At 60.8% G+C, this 14,554-nt stretch carries 10 protein-coding genes and 1 pseudogene; 8 read left to right on the top strand and 3 right to left on the bottom strand.

Features of this window, described 5'->3' with window-relative positions; genetic code table 11:
* Positions 1-288: 288 nt before the first annotated feature.
* Positions 289-567 (bottom strand): DUF3509 domain-containing protein, encoded by a 279-nt coding sequence (locus JFT80_RS20880; protein ID WP_201149163.1) that lies wholly within the window; start codon positions 565-567, stop codon positions 289-291.
* 334 nt (positions 568-901) lie between these two features.
* On the opposite strand from JFT80_RS20880, the gene JFT80_RS20875 reads away from it, so the two are divergent.
* Complete coding sequence (locus JFT80_RS20875; protein ID WP_201149162.1) at positions 902-2,740, top strand: long-chain-acyl-CoA synthetase; 1,839 nt, start codon at positions 902-904, stop codon at positions 2,738-2,740.
* Positions 2,741-2,836: 96 nt separating this feature from the next.
* Positions 2,837-3,355 carry an ankyrin repeat domain-containing protein gene (locus JFT80_RS20870; protein ID WP_201149161.1) on the top strand — a complete coding sequence of 173 codons (519 nt, stop codon included), beginning with the start codon at positions 2,837-2,839 and terminating at the stop codon, positions 3,353-3,355.
* Between the two features lie 75 nt (positions 3,356-3,430).
* Here the strand turns inward: JFT80_RS20870 and JFT80_RS20865 are convergent, their stop codons facing one another.
* Both JFT80_RS20865 and xthA read right to left on the bottom strand, forming a co-directional pair.
* Positions 3,431-4,771: a substrate-binding domain-containing protein gene (locus JFT80_RS20865; RefSeq protein WP_201149160.1), complete on the bottom strand. Its 1,341-nt coding sequence runs from the start codon at positions 4,769-4,771 to the stop codon at positions 3,431-3,433.
* Positions 4,772-4,928: 157 nt separating this feature from the next.
* On the bottom strand, positions 4,929-5,741 hold the full coding sequence (gene xthA / locus JFT80_RS20860; protein ID WP_201149159.1) for an exodeoxyribonuclease III: 813 nt from the start codon (positions 5,739-5,741) through the stop codon (positions 4,929-4,931).
* 263 nt (positions 5,742-6,004) lie between these two features.
* Here xthA and JFT80_RS20855 point away from each other — a divergent pair, with 263 nt between their 5' ends.
* From JFT80_RS20855 to JFT80_RS20830, 6 genes and pseudogenes are all read left to right on the top strand, one after another.
* Positions 6,005-6,655 carry an N-acetyltransferase gene (locus tag JFT80_RS20855; protein ID WP_201149158.1) on the top strand — a complete coding sequence of 217 codons (651 nt, stop codon included), beginning with the start codon at positions 6,005-6,007 and terminating at the stop codon, positions 6,653-6,655.
* Positions 6,656-6,721: 66 nt separating this feature from the next.
* Entirely contained in the window at positions 6,722-8,449 is a 1,728-nt protein-coding gene (locus JFT80_RS20850) for an autotransporter assembly complex family protein (RefSeq protein ID WP_201149157.1), read from the top strand.
* A complete protein-coding gene (locus JFT80_RS20845) occupies positions 8,446-12,120 on the top strand; it encodes a translocation/assembly module TamB domain-containing protein (RefSeq protein ID WP_201149156.1) in 3,675 nt (1,224 codons plus the stop codon). Before JFT80_RS20850 ends, JFT80_RS20845 begins: the two co-directional genes overlap by 4 nt.
* 278 nt (positions 12,121-12,398) lie before the next feature.
* Positions 12,399-12,872 carry a MarR family winged helix-turn-helix transcriptional regulator gene (locus tag JFT80_RS20840; RefSeq protein WP_045059169.1) on the top strand — a complete coding sequence of 158 codons (474 nt, stop codon included), beginning with the start codon at positions 12,399-12,401 and terminating at the stop codon, positions 12,870-12,872.
* A complete protein-coding gene (locus JFT80_RS20835; RefSeq protein WP_201149155.1) occupies positions 12,869-14,338 on the top strand; it encodes an efflux transporter outer membrane subunit in 1,470 nt (489 codons plus the stop codon). The genes JFT80_RS20840 and JFT80_RS20835 overlap by 4 nt, the downstream gene beginning before the upstream one ends.
* A 15-nt stretch (positions 14,339-14,353) precedes the next feature.
* Positions 14,354-14,554, top strand: a pseudogene (locus JFT80_RS20830) (EmrA/EmrK family multidrug efflux transporter periplasmic adaptor subunit); the annotation flags it as partial.

Below are 14,554 nucleotides of genomic sequence, written 5' to 3'. Positions count from 1 at the left end.
GGTCACGTGACTGTCGACAGCTTAGCGAGCATCGATCCGACCAGATACTAAACAGTCTCCGGATAGACTATTGCCTGTAGGAGCGAGCTCGCTCGCGATGGTCGTCAACGATGACGCGGCAAGCCTGAGTGGCCAAGGCGCCTGGTAGTTTTTCGCGAGCAAGCTCGCTCCTGCAGGGCGCGTCTAAGGAGTCAGGCAGGGGCGTGTTTAGCCTTACAAACACCAGAAACAACTCAGGCCGTGAAGCGAAAGCTCTCACGGCCTGTCTGTTTGCAGCCCAGCAACAATTTACGCCGAATGATAAGTCGGCAGAGCGAACCGTTGCTGGCTTTGCAGCATCGAAATCTGTGGCAACTCGCTGGCTTGCTCAGCCAGGTCACGACGGATCGCGCTGATCACCCAGGACAACTGGTCGCCAGCATGCAGTTGCTGATAAGTCAGCGCGCGTTTGAACACTTTGCCGTCACTGCTGCGCAAGGTCAGCAGAATCCCGCCATCGGGACGTGGCGCAGTGGTGACTTCGAAGTTGGAGAACAGGGAGGTAAATTTTTCTTGGATCAGGCTCATGTCTTTCAGCTCCGTATGCACTTGAATGGCAAGCATGCAGAGGAGGTTGCAGTGATTGTGCCAGCATTTAATTTTTTAAAAAGCGTTATAAATCAATAGCTTGTAGATTCTTAAATTTTTGATGGTCGTGCAATCTGCATGAATGGCCATCGTGCATCCTGCATTTTGCGGGATTCGTGCGGTTTCAATGGAACCAATCGCCAAAACCGGGCTCACGTTGTCGCCGGTCTGTTATGCGGATACAAAACATTGCAAAAACTGCGTGTACAGCCCCTGAATCACTCACGTACTTTCGGCCACCACCCGACAATAAAAAGATCGAACGGGAGTAACGATGAGCCGCGCGCTGAACGACACGATCACCTGGGGCATGATGCTCCGCAAACTGCCGATGATCGCCAAAGCCATCCCACGGGTGGTCAAAGGCATGAAGGTGGCCAACGTCACGGATCCGACGCAAAGTTGTGGCCTTGGCTGGACATTCGAACAAGCGACCCTGCGCAATCCCGAAGGCCCGGCATTGCTTCAGGGCGATGTGCTCCTGACCTATTCGCAGGTCAACCAGTGGGCCAACCGTATTGCCCACTATCTGAACGGGCAGGGCATCGGCAAGGGTGATGTGGTCGCGGTGTTCATCGAGAACCGCGCGGAATTGCTGGTGACCATTCTGGCGCTGGCCAAGGTCGGCGCGGTCAGTGCATTGCTCAACACTTCGCAGACCCGCGATACGTTAATCCACAGCGTGAATCTGGTGGCACCGGTGGCCATTGTCGTCGGTGAGGAACTCGTGCCGGCATTTGCGGCGGTGCGCGAGCAAGTGTCGATTGAGCCGCAACGCACCTGGTTCGTGGCGGATCAGGACACCTACAGCCATCCGGGCATTGCGCCCGAAGGCTACGTCAACCTGATCAGCGCCAGTGCCGATGCCTGCAGCGATAACCCGCCGAGCAGTCAGCAGGTGTTTTTCGACGACCCCTGTTTCTACATCTACACCTCGGGCACCACGGGCCTGCCCAAAGCCGGAGTGTTCAAGCATGGACGCTGGATGCGCAGCTCTGCCAGTTTCGGCATGATCGCGCTGAACATGCGTCCCGACGATGTCGTCTATTGCACCTTGCCGCTGTACCACGCGACGGGTCTGTGTGTGTGCTGGGGCTCGGCGATCAACGGCGCGTCCGGTTTTGCGATCCGCCGCAAATTCAGCGCCAGTCAGTTCTGGAGCGACGTACGCCGCTATCGAGCGACCACCATTGGCTACGTCGGCGAACTGTGCCGTTATCTGGTCGATCAACCGGCCAGCGCCGACGACAGCCGACACGACGTGCGCAAGATGATCGGCAACGGCTTGCGCCCCGGTGCCTGGGCTGAGTTCAAGACGCGCTTCGCGGTTGATCACATCTGTGAACTGTATGCGGCGAGCGACGGCAATATCGGCTTCACCAATATTCTCAACTTCGACAACACCATCGGCTTTTCGCTGATGGCCTGGGAGTTGGTGGCTTACGACCATGACAGCGGTGAGCCGATCCGCGGTGACGACGGCTTTATGCGTAAAGTCGGCAAGGGCGAACAGGGGCTGTTGCTGGCGCGGATCGACGAGAAAGCGCCGCTGGACGGCTACACCGATCCACAGAAGACCGCCAAGGTTGTGTTACGCGATGTGTTCGCTCAAGGCGACCGCTTTTTCAACACCGGTGATCTGCTGCGCAACATCGGTTTTGGCCACGCACAGTTTGTTGATCGCCTCGGTGACACCTACCGCTGGAAGGGCGAGAACGTCTCGACCACGGAAGTGGAAAACCTGCTGCTGCAACATCCGCATATCTCCGAGGCGGTGGCGTATGGCGTGGAAATCCGCAACACCAACGGGCGTGCCGGCATGGCCGCAATTACTCCCTCCGAATCCCTGGCGACCCTGGATTTCGCCGAGTTGCTGAGTTTTGCGCGACAGCGCATGCCAGCCTACGCGGTACCTTTATTCCTGCGGGTAAAGGTCAAGATGGAAACCACCGGCACTTTCAAATATCAGAAAACCCGCCTTAAAAACGAAGGCTTCGACCCCGCTCAGACAGGTAATGACCCCATCTTCGCCTGGCTGCCCGGAAGTCAGACTTACGTGCAGGTGACTGAACAGGTACTGGCCGAGATTCATGATGGCAGACACCGTTATTGAATCTGGCTATGACCCTTGATCAGAAAAAGAAGTGACAGTCTCCAGGCTGCTCGGGAAACTGTCGCCCTTTGCACCTACACAGAAAGTGGAGCCACCATGTCCGAACAAAGCCGCCAGATGACCCCTGAAGAAGCTGCCGAATTCACCGAGCAGGTTTTCAACAAGGCACGCGACGGTGATGCGGCCATGATGGCCGCATTGCTGTCCAAAGGCCTGCCGCCGAACTTGCGCAACCACAAGGGTGACACCCTGTTGATGCTTGCGGCCTACCATGGCCATGTCGACACGGTGAAAGTGCTGCTCGAGCACAAGGCCGACCCGGAAATCCGCAACGACAATGGCCAGAGCCCGATTGCCGGCGCCGCGTTCAAGGGCGATCTGGCCGTGGTCAGCGCGTTGGTCGACGGTGGCGCGCAAGTCGAAGGCTCATCCTTCGACGGCCGTACCGCGCTGATGATGGCGGCCATGTTCAACCGAGTTGCCATCGTCGACTATCTGATCAGCAAAGGCGCTGATCCGAAAGCCAAGGATGCCAACGGCGTATCGGCGCTGGATGCTGCGAAGACGATGGGCGCAGTGGACACCACGGCGCAGCTGGAGAAGTTGCTGAGCTAATGGCTCAAGCCGGTCGAAAAACCCGTGGCGAGCAAGCCAGCTCGCCACGGGGGCTGTGACAGATTCCAGTTACATTCAGTAAACCCAGACCTCAACCCGCCGATTCCTGATCCGTCGCTCATCCGCGCTGTTCGCCGCCACGGGCATCTGCGCGCCAAAACCGCGGATCTCGCGCAGCACCACACCGCGCTTGGCCAGCTCCCGCCGCACCGCCATGGCCCGCAGCTTCGACAACAGGTCGGCGCGTGCCGGGTCCGTCTTGGCATCGCCAAATCCCACCAGTGTCACCTGCCGATCGGCCTTGTCGCGCTGTTTTATGTAATCCAGCACCCGCGACAAGTCCTGGCGCGCCTTGTTGTCCAGAGTGGCGCTGCCTTCTTCAAAGCGAAAATTCACGGTCAGGCGCTGCGCATGTCGGCTGAGGGTTTGATACTCCTCTGGCATCAACGCATTGGGTATCACGGACATGGCCTGGACGGTCTGCGCGATAAACCCGTTGGCCGCGACAATCTCCTGGCCCTGACTGCCCTGGGCGAATTTCACCAACGCTTGTGCCCAGGGATTGTTGCCCTTGGGCGGCAGGTAAAGGAACAGTCGACGTGACAGCGGGTAGTCTTCGGTGGCGATCAGATTGTTCAGTGGCAGCATCGCCTGGGAGGCACCGTCGGCAATCGCCACGGCTCTGGCCTGGCGCACGTAAGGCAATCCGATAAACCCGATCCCTTGAGGGTCCTGGCTGACGGCGTCCGATAATTGCTCGCTGGACTCGAAGCGTTGTGCGCTGGTGCTCAGGGTTTTCCCACGACCGTTGAGGACCAGTTCCTTCAAAGTGTCGTAGGTACCGGAGTGATCATCTCGCGCATACAGATGGATCGTCCCGCCGCTGCCACCGACTTCTTCCCACGTCCGGATGTCACCACTGAAGATGCGCGCCAGTTGATCGGTAGTCAGTTGTTTCAGCGGATTGTCTGGATGCAGGATGATCGCCAGGCCGTCGATCGCAATGACCTGCTCGGCGCCGGCACTCTTCAGGTCGCCCAGGGATTGCAGGCTGGCGAGTTCGCTGTCCTTGATCGGGCGCGAGGCGGCGGCGAGGTCGGCAGAGGCGCTATGCAGCGCAGTGAAGCCGGTGCTGGAACCGTGCGCGGCGATCTCGACCTCCACCCGACGCCCCTCGGCGGTTTCGCCGACGACGCGCACTTCGTTGGTCTTGCCTGGCGCTTCGCGATGAACCTTGAGCACACCTTGTTCGCGCAGTAGCCCTTCGACCAGCGCCGGGCCCAAGGCTGCGCCGATGGTGTTGGAACCCTGGATGCGCAATACCGGGCCGTGCTCGGGCATGGGTAACGCAACCGCCAGCGCCGATACGGGCGTGACAATGCCCAGCAGCAACAGGAACAATACGCGCAGCGGCATGCTGGCACCCTACAAGAGCAAAGGAAGTGCCCGCAGATTAAGTCAGTAGGGTTTCACAAAGATGACAGCTCAAAAGATCGCAGCGTACGCAGGAGCTACGTAGGAGTTGTGTAGGAGCTGTCGAGTGAAACGAGGCTGCGATCTTTTAAATATCAACTCAACTCAACTCAAGCCAGATCGGTGCATGGTCCGAAGGCTTTTCCATCCCGCGCAATTCATAGTCCACACCTGCCGCTTTCACTCGCGGCAGCAAGCCGTGCGACGCCAGAATCACGTCAATGCGCAGCCCACGCTTAGGCTCATCTTCAAAGCCACGGCTGCGGTAGTCGAACCAGCTGAACATGTCGGTCACGTCCGGGTTGAGGTGGCGATAGCTGTCGGTCAGGCCCCAATTCTTCAGGCGAGCCATCCACTCGCGCTCTTCCGGCAGGAAGCTGCATTTGCCGGTTTTCAGCCAGCGCTTCATGTTGTCCGGGCCGATGCCGATGTCGCAGTCTTCCGGAGAAATGTTCACATCGCCCATGACTACAACCGGCTGCTCATTGCTGAACTGACTTTCCAGCAGTTGCTGCAAGTCATTGTAGAAGCGTTCCTTGGCCGGGAACTTGGTCGGGTGATCGCGGCTTTCACCTTGTGGGAAGTAGCCGTTCATGATCGTCACCGGCACGCCGTTGGCATCAGCGAACTTGCCCCAGATGAATCGGCGCTGGGCGTCTTCGTCATCGGTGGCGAAACCTTTGTGCAGCTCCAGGGGTTCCTGGCGAGAGAGCAGGGCCACACCGTAGTGGCCTTTTTGCCCATGGAAATACACGTGGTAACCCAGCGCTTGCACGTCGGCCAGCGGGAACTGGTCATCGTGGACCTTGGTTTCCTGCAGCCCGATCACGTCGGGCTGGTGTTTTTCGATCAGCGCTGCCAGCTGATGCGGACGGGCGCGCAGTCCGTTGATGTTGAAGGAAACGATCTTCATGGTCGGCAGTCCTGGCAAAAGGGCGATGCTAGCTGACATGCCTTCGAGGGGCCAGCCGTTGGTGTGTTTTCGGCTGTACTTGTCCATCCTGCGGCTCGCGGGTCGGCGAGCCCCGCGCACACCTGCGATCCACTTGGTCTATACCTTGTTAGACCCAGCGCACCTGCTGTTTTCAAACCAGCAAGGAACTGTGCCCGCACCCAGAGGCTCGTACCAACAAGAGCGCCGCCATTTTGAGCGGTGCCCCGGGGAGATTTGCCGTTATGCCCGAAACCTCGACCGCCATTGCCGATATCCACATGCTCGACAGTGGTTACTCCCGCGAAGCCCGCTCATTGCTGTACCAGGCCTACCGTCACGAGCCGACGTTCAGCTATCTGTTCGAAGCCGAACGTCCCGGCTACGAGCAGCGAGTGCGCGCCACCGTGCGCGAGCTGGTCAAGCAGCATTTCCTCCAGGACTTGCCTGCCATTGGCCTGCTGGTCAACGATCGCCTGATCGGCATCGCCCTGATCGCGCCACCGCAACGCCGCCTCGGCATCACCGAAAGTTGGGCGTGGCGCCTGCGCATGGTGCTCAGCACTGGTTTTCGCTGCACGCGGCGTTATCTGGAATACCACGATGCCGTGGCCGCGTGCGTGCCCAGTGACTCCGTGCACATGCTGCCGCTGCTGGGGATTCACCCGCAGTTCCAGGGCAAACACTTCGGCGAACAACTGCTGACAGCGGTACACAATTGGTGCGCGGTGGACGAAACCTCGCAAGGCGTGGTGCTTGATACCGGCAACCCGCGTTACCTGGAATTCTATAAACGACAGGGCTACGAAGAGATCGGCGAAGTGGCTGTCGGGCCGGTGCGCGAGCATGTGTTTTTTCACGCCAATCCGCAGGTGTTACAAACTGCAACAGCATAACAATCGAACTTCTTGGGAAATTTCCTGTTCTATCACGCTCCCAAGCCCGTGATAGCATCCGCGCCTATGAAGTTTCCAGGAAGATTTACCAGTGGCGTGCTCATGCTGTTAACCAGCTGCGCGGCGCTGGCGCAAAGTGAATTGGACGTGCGGATCAAACCGTCCAACGACGAACTCAAGGCCAATATAGAGGGCTATATCGGCAGCCTCGGCGATCGTGACGAAGAAGCCTTGTTGCGCTTCAGCCGCGGTGCCGAGGAGCAGGCGCGCAAGGCTGCCCAGGCCCTGGGTTATTACCAGCCGCAGATCGAGACAGACGTGAAGGGCGGCAAGAGCCCTCGGCTGATTCTCAACGTCGATCCCGGTGAGCCGATTCACCTGCGCAATGTCACTATTCGAGTCGAAGGACCGGCGGCGTCGCTGAAATCCTTTCGTGTTCCCAAAAGTGCTGCGCTGAAAACCGGCGCAGTTCTCAACCATGGCAATTACGAAGACGCCAAGCGCCTGATCCAGAACCAGGCTTCGCGTTTCGGTTTTTTCAGTGGGCATTTTTCCCGCCAGACTCTGTCGGTCGACCCCAGGGCCGGCGTAGCCGATATCGATCTGGTCTACCAGAGCGGCCCGCGTTACTCCCTGGGCAAGGTCAGTTTCGAGGGCGACACGCCATTCGACGAAGATTTGCTCAGGCGCATGGTGCCCTTCAAGGAAGGCGCTCCGTACGACTCCGAGCTGATCGCCGAACTCAACCGCGACTTGCAATCGAGCGGCTATTTCGAAGGCGTCCGCGTCGATGCGGCGCCGACTGCAGCGAAAAACGATGTGATCCCGGTCGACGTCAAGCTCGACACCCGCAAGCCGCGCACCATGGGACTGGGCCTGGGTTATTCGACCGACGTCGGCCCGCGGGTCAAGGCCAACTGGACGCGTCACTGGGTCAATCCCCAGGGCCACAGCTACGGCTGGGAAACCGAAATATCGGCACCCCGGCAGAACGTCGGGATTTTCTACGACATCCCCCTGGATCCGCCCCTGACGGACAAGCTACGTTTCGCTGGCGGCTACCAGAGCGAAGAAATCGCCGACAAGGACTCACTCAGCAAGCTGCTGACCATAGGTCCCGAGTGGCACAGCAAGCTGCCCAGCGGTTGGCAGCGCGTGGTGTCGCTGAAGTGGCAGCGCGAGGAATATCGACTCGGCGACGACTCGGGTCTCAGTACCCTGTTGATGCCCGGGGTCAGTTATTCCTATTTGAAAAGCGACAACCGCATCGACCCACACAACGGCTATCGCCTGCAATTCGAGACCAAGGTGGCCAAGGAGGGATTGGGCTCGGACAACAACCTGCTGTACGGCACGGCGCTGGTCAAAGGCCTGACCACGGTATTCGACAAACACCGCTTCCTTGGCCGGGTCCAGGTCGGCGGCAGCGCCACCAACGGCTATAAGTCGATACCACCGTCGCTGCGGTTCTTCGCCGGGGGTGATCAGAGCGTACGTGGTTACGACTACCAGAGCCTGTCCCCGGAAAACTCCGAGGGCGACCGGATTGGTGGCCGGTACATGGTCACCGCCAGTGCCGAGTACCAATACTCGGTCGCCGAAAAATGGCGGGTGGCGACCTTTGTCGATCAGGGCAACTCCTTTAATAAGCTCGAATTGCCGAACCTCAAGACCGGCGTCGGCATCGGCGTGCGCTGGATCTCGCCGGTGGGGCCGATCCGCCTTGACCTGGCCCACGCGCTGGATGACGACGGTGGTGTTCGACTGCACTTTTCCATGGGGCCCGAGTTGTGAATCGTGGTTTGAAGATAACGCTGCTGGCCATCCTCGGCCTGTTGCTGCTGATTATTCTGGCTGTTTCCACCGTGCTTGGGACGGCGGCGGGCAGTCGCTGGGCGCTGGGTTTCGTGCCGGGCTTGAGTGTGGACAATTTCCAGGGTCGCCTGGGCGGTCAATGGAGCGCCGATCACCTGGTATGGCAGCAGGACAGCAGCCGGGTAGAGTTGAGCAAGGCGATCTTCGCCTGGTCACCCGGTTGCCTGGCCCGCCGGACCCTGTGCATCGAGCAGTTGCAGGCCGAGCAGGTCAGCCTGCAGTTTCCACCGGGCACCGACCAAGACAGCAGCGGGCCAATCAGCCTGCCTGACCTGGACCTGCCGCTGGCCATCGAGCTGGGTGATGTCAAGGTCGGGAGCCTGCTGTTCAACGGCAGCGAAGAACTCAGGGGCTTGCAACTTGCCGCCCACTGGACCGCCCAGGGCTTGAAGATTGACTCGGTCAAGCTGCAGCGCGACGAACTGAGCCTGAATCTGTCCGGCCTGCTGCAACCCAGCGGCAACTGGCCCCTGACCGCTGAAGGCAGCCTGACGCTGCCCGCGCCTGGTACCGGTCCTTGGGCCCTGGCCCTGAAAATCGACGGAGACCTGCTCAAAACCCTCAACCTCAAGGCCGACAGCAGCGGCTATCTGAACGGGCACTTGACGGGTGAACTGCAGCCGCTGGTGGAGAACCTGCCAGCCAAGGTGCGCATTACGGCGGACGGCTTCAAGGCCAGCGCGGATCTTCCGGATACCCTGCAACTCAATAGGCTTGAACTCTCGGGCGCCGGTGACCTGAAAAACGGCTACCAGCTCCTCGGCACGGCTACGCTGCCGGCGGAACAAGGCCCGGTCGCCCTGGCGCTGCAAGGCAAGGTCGACGCACAGGGCGCGCAGATTGCCGGTCTGGACCTGAGCGCAAACGACAAACAGTACCTCAAACTCACCGGCCAGCTGGACTGGAGCAAAGGCCTGAGCGCCGATGCCAAGATTGACTGGCTGGACTTCCCCTGGCACCGCGTCTATCCGCTGATCGATGAGCCACAAGTCGCATTGCGCAGCTTCAACGGCGAAGTCTCCTACACCGACGGCAAATACCTGGGGCACTTCAAGGCTGCGCTGGATGGCCCGGCCGGTGCCTTCAGCCTGCAGAGCCCGTTCGCAGGCGACCTGACTAAAATCTACCTGCAGCAAATCCAGCTGGAAGCCGGGCAGGGCAAGGCCCAGGGACACCTGAACCTGCAATTTGCCGATGGCATCGCCTGGGATACCGCGCTGGATCTGTCGGCAATCGATCCGGCGTACTGGGTCGCGGAGTTGCCGGGCACGTTGGCCGGCCCGCTGCGCAGTACCGGTGAGATGAAAAATGACAAGCTCAGCCTTAACGCCGACCTCGACCTCAAGGGCAAGCTGCGTGGTCAACCTGCGGTCATCCAGGCCAAGGCCAATGGCGCCGGCGAGCAATGGAACCTCAGTGCCTTGCAGATTCGCCTGGGCGACAACAGCATCAATGGCAAGGGCAGCCTGCAGCAGAAACTCGCCGGTCAGATCGATATCAAGATGCCGCGTCTGGCGCAGCTGTGGCCACAACTGCGCGGTCAGCTCAACGGCCGGGTGGACGTCGCCGGTACACTCAAGGCGCCACAAGGCAAACTCGGCCTGCAAGGCACTCAGCTGGCTTTCCAGGACAATCGCCTGCAAAGTCTGAACCTGGACGCGACCCTGGACAGTGCGCAGCGGGCGAAAATCGACCTCAAGGGCAGCGGCATCCAGGCTGGCGATACTGCGCTGGGCACGCTGACGGCAAGCGGTCAGGGTGACATCAAGAAGCAAAAACTCAGCCTTGCCCTGCAAGGCCCGCAGCTCAAGCTCGCCCTCGGTCTGGACGGCGCGCTGGACCAAGGCAACTGGCGCGGACGCCTGGCCACGGGCGATATCCAGGCCGGCGGCCAGGACTGGAGGCTGCAAGGCCCGGCGAAGCTCGAACGCCTGGCCGACGGTAAAATCAACTTCGGCGCCCATTGCTGGCGGTCCGGCCCGGCCAGCCTGTGCGGTGAAGACCAGCGCCTGATGCCCGAGCCGAAGCTGCGCTATCACCTCAAGCAGTTCCCGATCGAAAGCCTGGCGCAGTGGTTGCCCAAGGACTTCGCCTGGAAAGGCGCGCTTAACGCCGACCTGCAGCTGGATCTGCCGGCCAGCGGTCCGAATGGCCAGATCAGCATTGATGCCAGTGGCGGCACACTGCGAGTGCGCGACAAGGATCAGTGGCTGGACTTCCCGTACCAGGCCTTGCTGCTCACCAGCAAAATGACCCCCAAGCGCATCGACACCGACCTGAACTTCGTCGGCGGCAAGTTGGGTGAGCTGCGGGTTCAGGCCCAGATCAACCCGCTGCCGGCAAACAAGCCCATGAGCGGCACGTTCCGCCTCAATGGCCTGGACTTGTCCGTGGCCCGGCCGTTCGTGCCGATGGTCGAAAAAATCACCGGGCGCCTGAATGGCAGTGGCACGATCGGCGGCACCCTGATGGCGCCTTTGGTTAACGGCAATCTGCTGTTGAGCGATGGCGAAGTGTCCGGACCGCAATTGCCGATCGAACTGCAAGCCTTGCAGCTGCAGGCGGTGATCGCCGGGGAAACCGTGCAGTTGAACGGCGGCTGGAAAAGCGGCAAGACCGGGCAGGGCACGCTCAATGGCAATATTGCCTGGGGCCAGGCACTGGTGGTCGACCTGGCACTCAAGGGCTCGCAGCTTCCGGTGTCCGTCGAACCCTATGCAAAGCTTGAGGTGGCCCCTGACCTGAAGATCTCGATGAAAGGCGATGAGCTGGCGGTCGCCGGCAAAGTGCTGGTGCCCAGAGGGGAAATCACCGTGCGCGAGTTGCCGCCATCGACGGTCAAGGTCTCCGATGACACGGTCATCGTGGGTCAGCAGACCGAGCAAGGCAAGGCGCCACTGGCGATGAAAATGGACATTGACGTGGAGGTGGGCGCCGACAAACTCAGCTTCGCCGGGTTTGGCCTGACGGCCAATCTGCAGGGCCACGTGCACATCGGCGACAACATGGACACCCGCGGCGAGCTCTGGCTCAACGACGGTCGTTACCGCGCCTACGGCCAGCGCCTGACCGTGCGCCGGGCCCGTTTGTTGTTTGCCGGGCCGCTGGATCAGCCATACCTGGACATCGAGGCCATCCGCCAGACCGATGACGTCATCGCCGGCATTCGCCTGAGCGGCAGTGCCGAACAGCCCACCACGCAGATCTTCTCCGAACCTGCCTTAAGCCAGGAGCAGGCCCTGTCCTACCTGGTGCTGGGGCGGCCGCTGAGCACGGATGGCGGTGATAACAACATGCTTGCCCAGGCGGCACTGGGCCTGGGGTTGATGGGCAGTGCCGGGGTGACCAGCGGGTTGGCCAAGAACCTGGGCATCCAGGACTTCCAGCTCGACACCCAAGGCAGTGGCGACCAGACCGCCGTGGTCGCCAGCGGCAATATCTCGGAAAAACTCAGCCTGCGGTATGGGGTTGGGGTGTTCGAGCCGGCCAATACCATTGCGTTGCGCTACAAGCTGAGCAAGAAGGTTTACCTGGAAGCGGCGGGTGGCGTGGCGAGTTCACTGGATATCTTCTACAAGCGGGATTTCTAAGCCGCGTTCCCTCTGGAACCGAGTCGCTGCTTTCGCGGGCAAGCCCGCTCCCACAGGGATCGGATGTCCTGCACGGATCTCACTTCAAGCGTCACCCATCCCACAGGTGTAACACTGAACCTGTGGGAGCGAGCTTGCTCGCGATGGGTCATCAAGGCCACCAGTACCCCCGTTTATCATCCAAATACAAAGCATCCTAACTATTACGTTGACATTCGCTGCCTAGGCAGTAACATCTTGTCATACATTCTCTGCCTAGGCAGCTAATCGGTGGCCAGATGAAACACTTCACCCCGGACGACTTCAAGAACTGCCACCTCGGGCTCCTGCTCGGGCGGGCTGCGCTGCTCAAGGACCGGATCATCGACACCCACATGGAACCTCACGGCATCACCGCCGCGCAGTTCAAAGTGTTGATCATCATGGCCCAGTTCGGCGTCGACACCCCGGCCGAACTTTGCCGGCACCTGTCCCTCGACAGTGGTTCGATGACCCGAATGCTTGATCGCCTGGAGCACAAAGGTTTCCTCGCCCGCCAGCGCTCGGAAGCCGACCGTCGTCAAGTGCAACTGGTACTCACCGCGCAGGGCCAGCAGCTGGCTGACCGCCTGCCAGACATCGGCGCGGCAGCCATGAACGAACTGGCTGGCGCCATCACCGAGCAAGAGCTGGCGACCCTGGAACAGATCCTGAAGAAAATTTTAGTCGCGGCGGGTGACTCCATCACCTTGCTGCGGGTAGGTGATAAATGAGCAGTAAACTCTCGCGCACCCGCTTGAGCCTGGTGCTGGTGGCCATGACCCTGGCGGGTTGTGCCAATTACAGTGGCTTGAAAACCGAAGGCGTCAGTCTGGATGCAAAAAGTCTCAAGGCCGGGCAGTCGCTGACCGGCGTCACCTTGTCGCCGGCCGCCTGGCCGAAAAGCGCCTGGTGGACGAGCCTCGGCGACCCGCAACTTGACGGGCTGATCCGCGAAGCCCTGCAAGACAGCCCCGACATGCAGATTGCCGAGGCTCGCGCGCATCAGGCCAGCGCCGCGGCCTACGCCGCCGATGCCGAGCGCATGCCGACGCTCGATGCCAGTGCCGGGGTCAGCCGGTCCCGCCTGGCTCGGGATCAGGACCCGCAGGGGCAGGGCGGGGCGTATTCCACCCTGCGTAACCTCGGTGCCAGTTTCAATTACAACTTCGACCTTTGGGGTGGTCAGCGGGACGCCTGGGAAGCTGCACTGGGCGAGGCCCGTGCCGCCGAAGTCGACCAACAGGCCGCGCAGTTGACCCTGGCCGCCGACGTCGCCCGGGCCTACAGCGATCTGGGCCAGGCCCACATCATCCATGACCTGGCCAGCGAAGACCTCAAGCGTACCCGGCAGATGCTCGACCTGAGCAAACGCCGCTTGAGTTCGGGTATCGACAGCCAGTACCAGTTCCAGCAGACCGAGAGCCTGGAAGCCAGCTCGCAGGCCAGCCTGATCGACGCTGAAAAACGCCTGAACAGCGCGAAGATCGCCATGGCGGTGCTGCTCGGCAAGGGCCCGGATCGCGGCAATGAAATCCCCCGGCCCAAAGTCCTCCAGGCCAGCGCCGTAGCACTGCCATCGGTGTTGCCGGCCGAACTGCTCGGTCGCCGCCCGGACCTGATCGCCGCGCGCTGGCGTGTAGAGGCCGCGAGCAAAGACATCGACTCGGCGAAAACCCAGTTCTATCCCAACTTGAACCTGTCAGCCTCGGCCGGTGCCGAATCTTTGTTGGGTGACGCGATGTTCGGTTCGGCCAGTCGCTTCTTCAACGTCGGGCCGACGATCTCCCTGCCGATCTTCGACGGCGGACGCCTGCGCGCCAACCTCGATGCGCGCGACGCCGATTACGATCTGGCGGTGGCGCAGTACAACAAAAGTCTGGTGAAAGCACTCGGCGATGTCAGCGACACGATCAATCAGTTGCGTGACATCGGCCGGCAGATCGGCGCGCAGCAACACGCCACCGAGATCGCCCGGCAATCCTACGACACCGTGGTCCAGCGCTACGGTTCCGGCATCGGCAACTACCTGGACGTGCTCAGCATCGAGCAGCAACTGCTGCAGGCCCAGCGTCAGCTGGCCAACCTGAATGCCGAGCAGATCGACCTGTCGATCCAACTGATGCAGGCGCTGGGCGGAGGCTTCCAGGGTCAAACCCTGACCGCAGCCAACGCCACCCCAGCCACGCAGCACAACTAATTCAAGGTAACTGTCATGGCCACTGCCGAAAACACTCAAAAAGCCGCCGATGCTCATCAGGACACCGGCAATCCGCGCAAGCGCAAGATCATGCTGGTGCTTCTGGCCATTGTCGTGATCCTCGCCGGTGCCGGCGTCTGGGCCTATCACGAGCTCTACGGGCGCTGGAACGAGAGCACCGACGATGCGTATGTGAACGGCAATGTGGTGGAGATC

The organism is Pseudomonas sp. TH10 (assembly GCF_016651255.1).
GTDB lineage: Bacteria > Pseudomonadota > Gammaproteobacteria > Pseudomonadales > Pseudomonadaceae > Aquipseudomonas.
This window is presented reverse-complemented; position numbering and strand designations above follow the sequence as displayed.

Excerpts from the sequence above, each read along its gene's own strand:
- JFT80_RS20880 (WP_201149163.1), bottom strand. The coding sequence starts at position 567 with ATGAGCCTGATCCAAGAAAAATTTACCTCCCTGTTCTCCAACTTCGAA.
- JFT80_RS20875 (WP_201149162.1), top strand. The coding sequence starts at position 902 with ATGAGCCGCGCGCTGAACGACACGATCACCTGGGGCATGATGCTCCGC.
- JFT80_RS20870 (WP_201149161.1), top strand. The coding sequence starts at position 2,837 with ATGTCCGAACAAAGCCGCCAGATGACCCCTGAAGAAGCTGCCGAATTC.
- JFT80_RS20865 (WP_201149160.1), bottom strand. The coding sequence starts at position 4,771 with ATGCCGCTGCGCGTATTGTTCCTGTTGCTGCTGGGCATTGTCACGCCC.
- xthA (WP_201149159.1), bottom strand. The coding sequence starts at position 5,741 with ATGAAGATCGTTTCCTTCAACATCAACGGACTGCGCGCCCGTCCGCAT.
- JFT80_RS20855 (WP_201149158.1), top strand. The coding sequence starts at position 6,005 with ATGCCCGAAACCTCGACCGCCATTGCCGATATCCACATGCTCGACAGT.
- JFT80_RS20850 (WP_201149157.1), top strand. The coding sequence starts at position 6,722 with ATGAAGTTTCCAGGAAGATTTACCAGTGGCGTGCTCATGCTGTTAACC.
- JFT80_RS20840 (WP_045059169.1), top strand. The coding sequence starts at position 12,399 with ATGAAACACTTCACCCCGGACGACTTCAAGAACTGCCACCTCGGGCTC.
- JFT80_RS20835 (WP_201149155.1), top strand. The coding sequence starts at position 12,869 with ATGAGCAGTAAACTCTCGCGCACCCGCTTGAGCCTGGTGCTGGTGGCC.